General features: G+C 56.8%; 6 protein-coding genes. 5 read left to right on the top strand and 1 reads right to left on the bottom strand.

Annotated features, from left to right (window positions below):
* Positions 1-83: 83 nt before the first annotated feature.
* Entirely contained in the window at positions 84-1163 is a 1080-nt protein-coding gene (locus tag HMPREF2993_RS04215; RefSeq protein WP_070701173.1) for a thermonuclease family protein, read from the bottom strand.
* 709 nt (positions 1164-1872) lie between these two features.
* Here HMPREF2993_RS04215 and HMPREF2993_RS04210 point away from each other — a divergent pair.
* The 5 genes from HMPREF2993_RS04210 to HMPREF2993_RS04190 all read left to right on the top strand — a co-directional run bounded on the left by HMPREF2993_RS04210 (position 1873) and on the right by HMPREF2993_RS04190 (position 14060).
* On the top strand, positions 1873-3801 hold the full coding sequence (locus HMPREF2993_RS04210) for a beta-glucoside-specific PTS transporter subunit IIABC (RefSeq protein ID WP_070701170.1): 1929 nt from the start codon (positions 1873-1875) through the stop codon (positions 3799-3801).
* 22 nt (positions 3802-3823) lie between these two features.
* Positions 3824-5239, top strand: a complete 1416-nt coding sequence (locus HMPREF2993_RS04205) for a glycoside hydrolase family 1 protein (RefSeq protein WP_070701168.1) — start codon at positions 3824-3826, stop codon at positions 5237-5239.
* Between the two features lie 20 nt (positions 5240-5259).
* Positions 5260-6144, top strand: a complete 885-nt coding sequence (locus HMPREF2993_RS04200; RefSeq protein WP_246822345.1) for a PRD domain-containing protein — start codon at positions 5260-5262, stop codon at positions 6142-6144.
* Positions 6145-6342: 198 nt separating this feature from the next.
* Positions 6343-9366 carry a DEAD/DEAH box helicase gene (locus HMPREF2993_RS04195; RefSeq protein WP_070701167.1) on the top strand — a complete coding sequence of 1008 codons (3024 nt, stop codon included), beginning with the start codon at positions 6343-6345 and terminating at the stop codon, positions 9364-9366.
* A complete protein-coding gene (locus tag HMPREF2993_RS04190; RefSeq protein ID WP_070701165.1) occupies positions 9366-14060 on the top strand; it encodes an Eco57I restriction-modification methylase domain-containing protein in 4695 nt (1564 codons plus the stop codon). The genes HMPREF2993_RS04195 and HMPREF2993_RS04190 overlap by 1 nt, the downstream gene beginning before the upstream one ends.
* Positions 14061-14069: the final 9 nt, after the last annotated feature.

Raw genomic sequence — 14069 nt, 5'->3', positions numbered from 1 at the left:
CTTTCGATGGGTCGTTTTAAATTCCCGTTCGACCTGCGACGTTAGTGTAGGAAATACTGTGTCAAGGCTACAGTGCTCGCAGGTTATCCAATCTGCACGCGTGTGGTGCAATCAATCTTGGCGTAGGGGCGTCCCTTCTTGTCAATGCTGGTCATTGCGTAGTTGCCGCCGTAGGCGCGGCAGCCGGTGTAGTTGTCCACCGGATTGCTGGGCGCCGGTGCGGCTGGTGCCTGGTAGGCGGGTGCGGCTTGCTGTGCTTCCTGTTCCGCGCGACGGGCCGCCTCCGCAGCCTCAAGTTCTGCACGACGGGCTGCTTCTTCTGCTTCACGTTGCGCGGCCTCTGCAGCTTCGCGTGCTGCTTCTTCCTCGGCGTGCTTCTTTTCGCGTGCGTCTGAAGCGTATGTGATCTTGCGGTTCAAGAGCGTTTCAATCTCGGTAGCGTCGTTATCGAGCTCGTCTAGCAGTTCGGTTTGCTTATGCCCGAATGCTGCTTTCTGGAAATCAGATTGTTCCGCGACCGATTTTTCCAGTGCGGAAATAGACTTCTTTGCATCGGCTACGCGGGAAACGTGAACGTGAGCGCCGTTGAATTGCTCGTCATTCCACATGTCATCAAACTGAAAATGCTGTGCCGCATCAATGGTGGAGCGTGCGTCGCGGTAGGTTCCGTCGTCGCCAAATACGCACTCTGGACCGGCCGAGTTGATGCCCTTGCCGGCAGCACGGGCTCGGTCGGCGGCGGCCGAGACCTCCGAGAAGAAACGAGTGTTGCCGCCCACCTTCATCGGCACAGCGAAACCCTCCTCAGCAACGGAGGCGTTGATGAACGATCCTTCTTTGGATACTCCGGCTAGTGTTCGGCCATACTTGTCTTCGCGTTCATCGTCGTACTCCAGTGTCACTACCGTGCCCACTGGCAGCAGACCGGCCAGGTATTGCTTTGCTTCCTCGGCCAAGCACTCTTTGCCCATCTCTGGAGTATCGATGTTGAGCAGACGAATGCGTGTGGTCTCACCGTCCTGCGTGACGTCGATGGTGTCGCCATCGATGACGTTTTGGACCGTAATGACGTCATCGGAAGAGTCCGGCCCTAATACGGCATAGGCACCGTAGCTCACTCCGCCGGCGGCTAAGAGCCCAGCGCCAACCTTGAAAAATCCCATATCAGGAACCCCACGAGAGAAAGAGAGTAACAAGAACATCAGGAGTATATATGCCTCCAAAAGGGGGTCTATGGTGTTGGCACATGCTTGACGACGTCCGGTCCTGCTTGCAGCCGTTCATCTACTTCCGGTTCTCTCGGTCACGGCACGCACGGGCGAGTCGAACGCACCTACAGTCACGTGTTGGCAGGTGCGCATTCACAACTGTGAGGTGCTCCATCTTTACCAAGAGAGCGGCCTCTTTTTGGAGTCTGAAGTTAACTTGAATCGTGTTACTGAAGGGCCGATTGCTCTAGACAAAGGTGCCCGCCGGGTTTCGGTGTCAATACAAGGGAGGGTTGTGGACGTTAGTGAATTTGCAGTAGATAGCCGACCATGTTTTGGGGCTTGGTGGAGCTAAAGCGTGCTCCTTGACACAGTTGTTGACGAAGAGTGGCTAGTCTGGCAGTATCTGTATTAAGTGCTTAGCTCTTTAGAGCAGCCAAGGAGTGTAACCCCGTTCAATCGGGAGCAAGACCTAGGACAGCAGTCTGTTCAAGACTGCTTCAGTTGACCCATGTCTGCAGCAGTTTTGTTGTCTGCAGCCTGGGTCTTTTCTCGTTTTCGTGTTCCAGTCGTGGCGGGCAAGGCTTTGCACGAAGTGAATCTGAGGTGTCGTAATCGTTGCAGCGGCTCAGATTGAATTATTTGACCGAAAGGAGCCATAAGGATGGCGACGAAAGCGGATTTTCAGCCTCTTGCGACAGAAGTGCTGCGTGCACTCGGCGGGGCGGAGAACGTAAACAGCGTGACGCATTGTGCTACACGGTTGCGGTTCAAGATAGCGGACGCTGACAGGGTAGACGAGGCGGCAGTTAAATCAACCAACGGTGTGCTTACACTTGTTAAAGCCGGTGGGCAGCACCAAGTCGTGGTCGGAAACGACGTACCGCTGGCTTATCAAGCCATTACTGCTTTGCCTGGAATGTCGGCTAAAGGTGTGAAAGACGGTGAAGCGCAGTTGCAAGCTGCGGACAATGAAACAGTCAAGAGCGGGAACCCCCTAAATGCGTTCATTGACATGATTTCGTCTCTCTTCAGCCCGATTGTTTGGTGTCTCGCTGGACTGGGCCTAGGTAAGGCCTTCCTGACGCTTGCGACTAATTTCACCTCGCTTAGCGCTGATTCTGACACGTATATCGTTTTTAATGCTGCGTTTGATGCTTTCTTTTTCTTCTTACCGCTCTTCCTAGCAGCAACTTCAGCGCGGTATTTCAGGGTTAACCAATACGTAGCTATGGCCACGGTTGCTCCACTGGTTTACCCGGCGATTGTGGAACTAGGTACTCGAAATGATGTACGTTTCTTTGGAATTCCGTTAATGACGGCAAGCTATGCCTCCTCCGTTATTGCCCCTGTTATCGCAGTTTGGTTGGCTGGGTATTTGCAACGGTGGCTTGAACGAGTACTTCCCGGCGCCATCCGAAATTTCTTTACGCCGCTAATCGTCGTTGCGGTAATGGTACCTGTGGTGCTTCTTACCGTCGGGCCGGCAACTGCATGGCTTTCACAGCTCATTGCTGATGGCGTGAACTCAGTTTTTGTTCACATCCCATGGCTTGGTGGCGCAATAATGGGTGGGTTCTGGCAGGTCTTAGTCATTTTCGGCCTACACTGGGCATTCAATCCTATCTTCCTAAATGAACTTGCCGTGGATGGTCATTCATTCATTATGGCTACTATCATGGCGGCCGTACTTGCCCAAGCCGCCGCTGCTCTTGGAGTATTCTTGCGGACCAAGAACGATGCGCGTAAGAAGGTGGCCGGTGCCGGCGTATTTTCCGGATTTATGGCTGGTGTCACCGAGCCAATTATTTACGGCGTTAACCTACCCCTCAAGTTCCCGTTTTATGCAGGATGCGTGGGCGGTGCCGTTGGCGGCGCAATCATCGCTATGGGCGGAAATGCCTTTGATGTATACGCCTTCCCGTCGTTGCTGGCGCTTCCTGCTGCCATGAATGTCGGTTCTTTTGCAGCACAGCTAGTTGGTAGTGGTGTAGCGATTGCGATCGGATTTATCGGGTCTTGGATTCTAACCCCAATGGCAGAACGTCGCACAGACGCATCCACGACTGAAACTGGTGCAACGTCACTGAAAAACAGCGCTGAAGCCACAACCTCGGAAGCTACTACTGATGGGAGAGCCGTTGACGTTCGGGCTGCAGTACCTGGAACCATTATCCCGCTCAATAAAGTTGCGGATGAGGTGTTCGCTTCGGAAGCTATGGGTAAAGGCGTTGGAATTAAGCCGACCACGGGAAAGATTTCTTCTCCAGTGGCTGGAACAGTGATTGCCGCACCGAAGTCGGGCCACGCCTTTGGCATCAAAACCGCGGATGGAATTGAGGTCCTCGTGCACGTCGGGATCGACACGGTAAAGATGAGGGGCGACGGTTTTGACGTTCATGTTTCCCGAGGTGACCAAGTGGAACTAGGGCAGGTGCTTGTTGACGTCGACCTCAACGCGATTGAAAGCGCGGGTTATGACGATACCACTATCGTGGTGATTACAAATACCGCGAAGCTGGAGGACGTAACCGTTGTTGCAGAAGAAAACGAAGCGGTCGTAGATGAAGTAGTCATCACCGCGACCAAGTAGCTTTCAAGAAAGGAATCGAATCATGAAAAAGTCTGCTTTCCCCGAAGGATTTCTGTGGGGTGGAGCCACTGCGGCGAATCAGCTGGAAGGGGCATTTGATGAAGGTGGAAAAGGCCTATCGATCCAAGACGTGATGCCTAACGGCTTGATGACGCCGCCGACCGAAGCTCCCACTTCGGATAATCTGAAGTTGAAAGGCATCGACCACTATCACCGCTATCAAGAAGACATTGCCCTTCTTGCCGAGATGGGGTTTAAAGTCTATAGGTTTTCGATCGCATGGTCGAGGATTTTTCCGAACGGTGATGACGAAGAGCCTAACGAAGAGGGATTGGCGTTCTATGATCGTATCCTCGATGAACTCGAAAAATACGGTATCGAGCCGCTTGTGACTTTGTCTCACTATGAGACTCCATTGAACCTAGCTCGTAGCTATGGTGGTTGGTCAAACAGAAAACTGATTGACTTCTATGTTAAATACGCTACAACGGTCTTTAACCGCTACAAGGGGCGCGTTAAGTACTGGTTGACCTTCAACGAAGTGAATTCAATTCTGCATCAGCCATTCATGGGTGGTGCGATTGAGAAGACTCGTGAAGAGATTTCAGAGCAGGAACTGTATCAAGCCATTCACCACATCATGGTCGCGTCTGCTCGCGCAACCGCGGTTGCGCGAACCATTAGTCAGGATTTCTCAATTGGGTGCATGGTCATCAGCGTCCCTCGCTACCCGCTCAGGCCGAGGCCCGAAGATGCATTCAAGGCGCTTCGCGAAACGCAGCTAGACGCATTGTTTGGCGATATTCATGTAAATGGTGAGTATCCAAATACGCTGCTCCGTGTGTTTAAGGAGCATGAAATTGAACTCGACATTTCTGAGCAAGACCTCGTCGACTTGCGCAACACCGTCGACTTTGTGTCTTTTTCCTACTACATGTCCGTTGCTGAAACCACTGATCCGAGTGCGGAACGGGGCGGCGGAAATATCATGGGAGGTGTAAAAAATCCTGAAGTCGAGGTGTCCGATTGGGGCTGGGCCATTGACCCAGTGGGGCTGCGCTATGCGTTGAATACTATGTATGACCGGTGGCACAAGCCACTGTTCATCGTCGAAAATGGCTTGGGTGCGGTAGATCAACTGGTAGATGAAGGAACTACCAAGACCGTCCACGATGACTATCGCATCAACTACATGAATGACCACCTAGTCCAAGTTGAGGAAGCGCTCAAGGACGGCATCCCTATTATGGGCTACACATCTTGGGGCTGCATCGACCTAATATCCGCTTCGACAGCTGAGATGAAAAAGCGGTACGGTTTCATTTACGTGGATCTTGACAATAATGGTGAGGGGACTCTCGAGCGATACCGGAAGGACTCTTTTTACTGGTACAAAGAGGTGATCGCGACGAACGGTGAATCGCTGAAACGAGGATAATCAAAGACAAGGAGAGGACTATGACTGAGATGAAGGTTCTTCGGGCCCTCAATAATAACGTGGTCCTCTCCGTGCGCCCGGACGGTACAAAAGTAGTGGTAACCGGGTGGGGAGTTGGCTTTAAGAAGCGGCCGGGGGAGCCAGTGGACGCGGGAAAGATAAATCAAGTATTTGTCCCGGAAAATAATCGAGACATAAGCAATTTCGCTGATTTACTCGCTTCGGTTGACCCAGATTATTTGCAGTTGGCTGAGTCCCTACTCCACGAACATGCCAGTTCGATTGGAATTGATGTCGCTTCTGCAACCACCGTAGCACTGGCGGATCACCTTCAAATGGCAGTACGCCGCTTTTCTATCGATCCGCAAATAGCAGCGTCAGCAAATCCTCTGGAAGCAGAGGTTAAAAACCTCTATCCCGAGGAGTTCGCCATCGGAGGCGAAATTCTTTTAGGCGTTAATAGGTGGCTAAATCGGCGGTACCTTGATCCGCTGCCAGAATCCGAAGCAGTTGCTATCGCACTCCACTTGGTAAACGCGGGTTTTCGAGTTGAGGATCTCTCTTTTACTTACGAAATGACCGAGTTGTTCACCCAGCTCTTCGATGTGATAGACCGAGCATTGGGATTGAGGGTGGATCGGAATTCGGTTAGTGCAGCTAGGTTCATAACCCATATGCGGTACTTTTTCGTGCGAGTGAAAAGTGACCAGCAGTTGGACGAAGGTATGGCAGTTTTGCAGCAAGGGCTTGAAACTAAGTATCCAGAAGCAGTCAGATGTGCGCTTTTGCTCAAGGATGTCCTAGAGCTTCGCCTCACCACTCATCTGCTGGATGATGAAGTTTCTTATTTGGCTCTTCATGTAGCTCGACTGGCTAATGAGTTTACGTCTGAGGACAGGCCATAGTTCGAAGTAACGAAGCGGCCGGGATAACGGCTGACCTACTGGTCGGCGGTATTTACAATTTGGTGGGTCTAAGCATGTACCGAGTTTCTGGGGCGAGAAGCTTCGCCCATTGAAGGTCCGGACTTATTGATGGAGTTCTCGAACTCCTGAGCCACAATCAGCCCAATTCGGTCCATCCCCGCTGCTACCTTGGACTCCATGAGCCTTACCGACTACTCCCAGCTCGCCCCCGGCGTGACCATTTCCTGCCGTGACGAGCACTGGCTGGTCAGCAACGTCGCGCGCACCACCGACGGCTTCCGCATCCGCGCTCGCGGCGTGAGCGACTACGTGCGCGATACCACCGCCACCTTCTTTACTGCGCTCGATGACATCGAGGTCTTCGACCCCGCCAACGTCACCGTTAGCCCGGATGAGTCGCCGCACTTTCGCCACACCCGCCTGTGGCTGGAGTCCACGCTGCGCCGCACGCCGGTGCCGCTGTACCAAAAGCAGCTTGAGGTGGCCACGCAGATGCTGGCGGACCCGCTGAATTATCAGCTCTCCGCGGTGAAGTCGGCGCTGTCAGATGAGCGTATCCGCCCGCGCGTGCTGCTCGCCGATGCCGTCGGCCTGGGCAAGACGCTGGAGATCGGCATGATCCTGGCGGAGCTCATCCGCCGCGGCAGGGGAGAGCGCATCCTCGTCGTCACGCCGAAGCACGTCATGGAGCAGTTCCAACAGGAGCTGTGGACACGCTTCGCCATCCCGCTGGTGCGCCTGGACAGCCAGGGCATCCAGAAGGTCCGCCAGAAACTGCCGGCGTCGAAGAACCCGTTTACGTACTTCCCGCGCGTCATTGTCTCCATGGACACGCTCAAGGCGCCGAAGTACCGCGCGCAGCTGGAGAAGGTCCGCTGGGATGCCGTAGTGATCGATGAGATTCATAACGCCACCAACGCTGGCTCCCAGAACAATGAGCTGGCCCGCACGCTGGCGCCGACCACCGAGTCCCTCATCTTGGCCTCGGCCACCCCGCACAATGGCCGCGAGGAATCCTTCAAGGAGATCCTGCGCTTGCTCGACCCGCTCTCCGTCCTCCCGGATGGCTCCATCGACATGGAGGCCGCGAAGAAACTGATTATCCGCCGCCACCGCAATTCACCGGAGGTGGCCTCCGTGGTGGGGGAGAAGTGGGCCAAGCGCGGCGAGCCCCGTAACATCCTGGTGGATGCCTCGCCGGAGGAAAACGCCGTGGCGCGCGCCATCGCCGAGGATTGGGTCAACACCCCAGCCACCACGGCGAATGATCGCCTCTTCCCCTGGACCTTGGTCAAGGCCTTCCTGTCCTCCCCGGCAGCGCTGGCGGAATCTATTGCCGCGCGCCAGAAGCTCGACAAGCCCAAGGAACAGGAGAAACTCGAGCGCCTCGCTGAGCTCAACAACAAGGTCACGGAGGAACACTCCAACAAGTTCGCCGCGCTCATTGATTACCTCATGGAGATTGGCGTCAAGAAGGGCTCCGAGCGCCGCGTGGTCATCTTCTCGGAGAGGGTGGCTACGCTGCGGTGGTTGCAGGAGAACGTCGCCAAGCATCTCAAACTCCCGCAGGGCGCGGTGATAGTCATGCACGGCGGCCTGTCGGATTCGGATCAGCTGGCGCTTATCGACGAATTCAAGCGCACCGACACCCCTCTGCGCGTGCTGATTACTGGCGACGTCGCCTCCGAAGGCGTCAACCTGCACGCCCAGTGCCACCACTTGGTGCACTATGACATCCCGTGGTCGCTCATCCGCATTCAGCAGCGCAACGGCCGCATCGACCGCTACGGCCAGGAGCACGAGCCGGAGATCACCTCCCTGCTGCTGGACCCGAAGGACGCGGATGTCGCCGAATCCATCGGTGAGCTGCGCGTGCTCACTCGTCTCATTGACCGCGAGTATTCCGCCAACCAGCTCCTCGGTGATGCCGCCCCACTCATGGGCAAGCACAACCCGAAGGCGGAGGAGGATGAGATCCGCGCGGTGCTCATGCACGAGCGCGACTTCGATGAGGTCGTGGCCTCCCCGGAGGAGATCCTCACCGGTGCGCACGCCAAGCCGGCACCCAACGCAGAACCCGAGGATGTCGCTCCGGCCTCCGGCCTGGGCGATGACATCTGGGCGCTACTCGCTGCCGCTGCCACCAACGGCCCCGACGACGCCGAGAGCGCCGAGGACTCTATAAGCACTGAGAACGCCGCAAACAACGAAGCGACAACGTCCGAAAGTACCGCACCCGCGCCGTCACGTCGCTCGCTGCGCCACAGCCTTTACCGCGCGGAGAAGGACTACCTCGGCGATGCGCTGGCGGAGGCCTACCAAGATTCGGCAGACAAGCCCTTGAGCGCCGGTGGGGTGGACTATGCACAGCACGATAATGACATCGTGGAGCTAACCCCTCCGCGCGATCTGTGCCGGCGCTTTGATTACTTACCGCAGGATTATGTGTCCTACCGCAAGGTCACCGAGCGCCTCATGCTCGCCACCTCTGCGCGCCGCGGCAACCAACACCTCAAGGCCGCGCGCGAAGGCGACTCGGAGAAATCCTGGCCGCGCGCCCACTTCTTGGGCCCATTGCACCCGGTCTCCGAGTGGGCTGCCGACCGCGCCCTGACCAACATGGCACAAAGCGAAATCCTCGCCGTGCTTGGCGCGGTGGACACACCGACGCTGCTGCTCATGGGAACGCTGACCAACTCCCGCGGCCAAGTGCTTTCCCGCACTTTCCTCACCGCCACGGAAGGCCCCTTCGGCTTCGACGTCCCCGCCGGCATGCAGGCCGTGGACATTGAGGTACACGAAGACGTTTACGCCTGGCTGGGCCGCATCGGCCTGACAGACAACGCCATCAACCCCGGCGAGTTTGCCGTCCCCGAAACCGCAGCACAGCTTATCGCGGCCGCCGTGGAGGCAGCGCAGAGCCATCTCACCGTGGTCAAGAACACCAACCTAGACCACGCGCAGGACCGCATCGCCGGCTGGCAGCAGCGCGCCGATAACTGGCAGCAGGCCAACTCCGGCCAGCAGACCCTCAAGATTAAGGACACCAAGCGGCTTATCCACCAGGACGAGGAGCTGCTGAAATCCATGGCCCCGGAGCGCTCCCTCGTGCGCCCACTGGCACTCGTCCTCCCAGATAACACCGACGCTGCACATACCAGCGCCGCACGCACCAACCCCAACGAAGCAGAGGCACGCTAATGGCAGACTTCGATTCCATCATCAACGTCGAGGAATGGATCTCGGATTACTATCTCACCACCGATGACAAAGGCAGCTCCTTTGGCAAGCGCGTGGAGGAGGCCGTCAAAGAGTGGAAGGCAACGGATAAGGATGCCAGCGCCGCTGAAAGCAACGGCGCACACCACCGCGCTCAATCCCCGTTGCTGCGCCTGACGTCCCGCAGGGAAGCACTGCACACCAAACTCTCCGCGCTCTCTATGGAGGCAACCGACGATGCACTGCATGAGGTCTACGACCTCATCGCCGAGGCATTCGGCTACCCGCAGCCACAGCGCCTCGAGTTTTCCCGCAACGGCCAACCCCTCACGCTGACTGCCGCCGCGGACAAGAACCACTCTCTGGTCATCCTGCGCGCCGGGCAGATGGACTCCGTGGAGGATCTCACCACTGTCCCACTTCTTGGCGTCGACCCGGAGCTGGGCCACCAGAACTCCGACGGTGAAGCCAAGGCCCTCGACATCACCGCCGCCAAGCTCGTTGGCGAGCTCTTCCTCACCGAGCAAGCTCCCGACCTCATCCTGGTCCTCGCTGGCCGCTGGGCAGTCCTAGCAGAGCGCGAAACCTGGCCACTGGGCCGCTACCTCGCCGTGGACCTAGGCCTAGCCGTTGAGCGCAATGATCAGAAAGCTAAAGGCGAGCTTCCCCGAGTAGTCTCCATCCTCGCCGCCGAGCACACCATGCGTGGTGCTGATGGCACCACCTGGTGGCTCGACACCCTGACCCAAGCCCGCGAGCACTCCGTCAAAGTCTCCGAGGAACTGCGCGGTGCCATCAAGGCCTCGATTGAGATCATCGGCAACGACGTGTTGCAACGTCGAGCGTTGCAACACGCGAACAGCGAACAAAACATCACCACCGACATCGACGGCAACGAACTGGCCAACCAAGCCCTGCGCTACCTTTACCGCATCCTCTTCCTTCTCTTCGCCGAGTCCTCCCCAGAGCTACAAATCCTGCCCACCGGGGACAATGACTATGACGAAGGCTATGGCCTTTCCCGCCTGCGCGACCTCATCCTCACCGAACCCACAACGCACCGCACCCAGAACGGCACGCACCTCTACGACAGCCTCCAGCTGCTTTTTGAACGCGTCAACCGCGGCCACGATCCGCACGATGAGAACGCTGAGCTCTTCGATGCCAACGCCACCGAGGACGGCCTGGAGTTCCGCAACCTCGATGCAGACCTGTTCAAATCTGAAGCCACCTCTTACATCGATGAGGTCAAGCTCTCCAACCTGGCACTGCACCGAGTCCTGCAGAACCTCCTACTCACCAAAGAAAAGCGGGGGAGCGACCGCGGCTTCATCTCTTATGCCACCCTCGGCGTGACCGAGCTGGGCCAGGTCTACGAGGGCCTGATGTCCTATACCGGATTCATCGCCCAAGAAGACCTCGTTGAAGTAGCCAAACACGGCGATACTTCCAAGGGCTCCTGGGTGGTCCCCGAACCACAAGCGCGCATGCTTCCGCAGGATTCCATCGTCTACGAAGACCGCGAAAGCGAGCACGGTGGCGTGGAACGCGTCCAACGCACCCACGCCCGCGGCAGTTTTGTCTACCGCCAATCCTCCCGTGACCGCGAGCGCTCCGCCTCTTTCTACTCACCACCTGTTATCACGGAATTCACCGTCGGCCAGGCCATCGAGGAGCTCAAAGCAACCGGCCGCATCGACAACGCTGACGACATTCTCACCCTCACCATCTGTGAGCCCGCCATGGGCTCCGGCGCCTTCGCCGTGGAGGCCGTCAACCAACTCGCGGAGCTTTACCTGACCAAAAAGCAAGCCGAACTGGGCAAAGAAGTCCCCGGTGAGGACCGCACCCAGGAGCTGCAAAAGGTCAAGGCCTCCATCGCCCTGCACCAGGTCTACGGTGTGGACCTCAACAAGACCGCAGTAGAGCTCGCCGAAATCTCCCTGTGGCTCAACACCATGACCAAGGAGCTCAAAGCCCCCTGGTTCGGCCTGCACCTGCGCCACGGCAACTCCCTAGTGGGTGCCACCCGTTCCACCTTCAGCGCCAAGGAAGTCTCCTCCACCGCATCGAAGGCGAAGGGCACGCAGAACTACCTCACGCTGACCCCGCAGCACCATCCACTCAAAGAGCTAGCGGATGCCATAGATGCCAACGAGACGGACCAGCACCCAACCGGCCGCATCCATCACTTCCTGGTTCCTAGCCGTGGGTGGGGAAGTGCCGTGGATGCCAAGGACTTGAAGAACCTTGCAGCCGAGGAAATCAAGGCGATGAAGGCCTGGCAACGCTCCATCTGTAAGCCTCTAAACAAGACGCAGACCAAGCTTGCCACCGCACTGTCCAACCAGGTTGAGCGCCTTTGGGAGTTGTCCCTTATCCGCCTGCGCATCGCCGAAGACCAAATCCGCCGTGACCTGGACCTGTGGGGCCAAGAGCCGAACACTGCCAAGCGCACCGACGTGGTTACCCGCGCCCAGGTGGAGGAAGAACTCCTCCACAACAATGAAGGTGCGTACCTTCGCCTGCGCACCGCCATGAATGCTTGGAACGCACTCTGGTACTGGCCGGTCACCGCCACGGATGAGCTTCCGGATATCACCGAGTATCTCGCCACCATGCAGGACCTCCTCGGCATCCCCAACGAGGGCCAGAAGCGCTACCGCAAGGACAACCAGTACGCCTTCGGCTTCGACATGACCTGGGACGAACTGGACTACGTCGAATCCCTCGACCGCTCCACCTCCGGCCGCCTGCGCTACGAGGACATCCTCGAAGCCCACCCCTGGCTGACAACCGCCAACACCATTGCCCAGGAACAAGCCTTCTTCCACTGGGACCTGGACTTCGCCACCGTCATGGCCAAGGGCGGTTTCGACTTCCAAGTGGGCAACCCGCCGTGGGTTCGGCCGCGTACTGATATGGACGCGCTGCTGTCTGAACATGACCCGTGGTTCAGCCTTGCCAACAAGCCCACCCAGGCAGAAAAGAAACAGCGCCGCGAACTCCTCGCCGGCAACGACGCCGTACTGGAGACCCTCTCCAAGGGACTTGCGGAAGCAGTGGTCACCTCCGCCGTGCTTGGCGACGCTACCCGCTACCCCCACCTACAAAACCAACAGCCCGATCTTTACCGCGGCTTCATGGAACGCACGTGGGCAAATGCTGCCGAGAATGGCATCATCTCACTCATCCACCCCGAGTCCCACTTCACCGAAAAGAAGGCAGCGGCGCTAAGAGCTGGTGCTTATCGACGCCTGCGCAGGCACTGGCAGTTCATTAATGAGCTTGTGCTGTTCGATATTGATCATCACAATTCGTACGGAATCCATGTTTACGGACAACGCTGGGAACACGCGAACTTTCTCTCAGCAGCGTCGCTATATCACCCGCGCACGGTCGTTGATTCCTTCAATCATGATGGCACCGGAAGCCTTCCTGGTTTCAAAGACGACGACGGCAAATGGGACTTGCGCCCGCACCGTGACCGCATCATTACGGTCGACGAGGACACCCTCAAGGTGTGGAACTCCATTATCGAGGAACCAGGTACTCCGTTACTGGAGACACGCACCGTCTACTCGGTAAACAGTGAGGCTGCAGCAGTTTTGGCTAAGCTTGCCGGGGCACCCCGCATCAAGGAATTAGGGCTCCAGTTCTCCAGAGGTTGGGATGAGTCAATCGATAAGAAGAAAGGGTACTTTGATTCTTCGTGGCAGCATCCTGATTCCTGGGATGATGTGATCCTTCAAGGGCCTCATCTCGGAGTCTCGACTCCGATGATTAAACAGCCGAACCCGACTATGAAGCACAACCAGGACTGGTCCGAGATTGATCTCGAGGCTATCTCTGAAAACTTCATTCCCGCGACGGCTTACCTACCGAACCGCTCTATCGAGACTTACGACCGTGATTACGGAGTATGGGAAGTCGACGGTGTAACGGTGTTCGTCAAGGACCAGTATCGCGTTGCGTGGCGTCGTATGGCGGCCACTACTGGATATAGAACTCTCTATCCTTCGCTTATCCCTGCGGGAGCAACCCATGTTGATGGAGTCTTCTCAATCGGTCAACCTAAGGATATTTCCGAAACAGTCTTAGTGGGTGCTGTTTGGTCATCGGTTTTGTCTGATTTTGTGGTCAGATCGCTTGGAGTCTCGAATCTATTTATGACTTATCTCGAGAGCTTAGCCTTCGAGGTTCAACCGGTCTTGCGCCAATCAATGATTGAAAATTATCTTGCGCTTAATTGCTTGACAAAAGATTTTGGTCCTCTCTGGGAAGAGCTAGCCAAAACCGAGTGGACCTCCGACGCACCCATTCGAAATGCCCGTGAACGCTTCCACGCACAGAACGAAATTGATGTCATGGTGGCGTTGTCGTTGGGAGTGACGCTGGATGAGTTGCTGATGATTTATCGGACGCAGTTCCCAGTGATGAGGCGTTATGACCAAGAAGACTTGTATGACGCTAATGGTCGCAAGGTTCCAAAGGACGTTCTGAAGTTAGAGAAGAAGCTCAAGGATGGGCAGCAGCTTTCGGAGACAGACCGTACGTGGACGCATCCGCAGTCGGGTGTGGAGTATGTCTTTGAGTATCCGTTCGCGCCACTGGACCGTGAAGCGGACTTGGCGGCAGCGTATGAAAAGTATGCTGCGATGATGGAGCAGCAGTAGTTCCGGAAG

The organism is Corynebacterium sp. HMSC068G04 (assembly GCF_001814885.1).
Lineage (GTDB): Bacteria > Actinomycetota > Actinomycetes > Mycobacteriales > Mycobacteriaceae > Corynebacterium > Corynebacterium hiratae.
The sequence above is the reverse complement of the archived record's forward strand: the minus strand, read 5'-3'. Positions and strand labels throughout refer to the sequence as shown.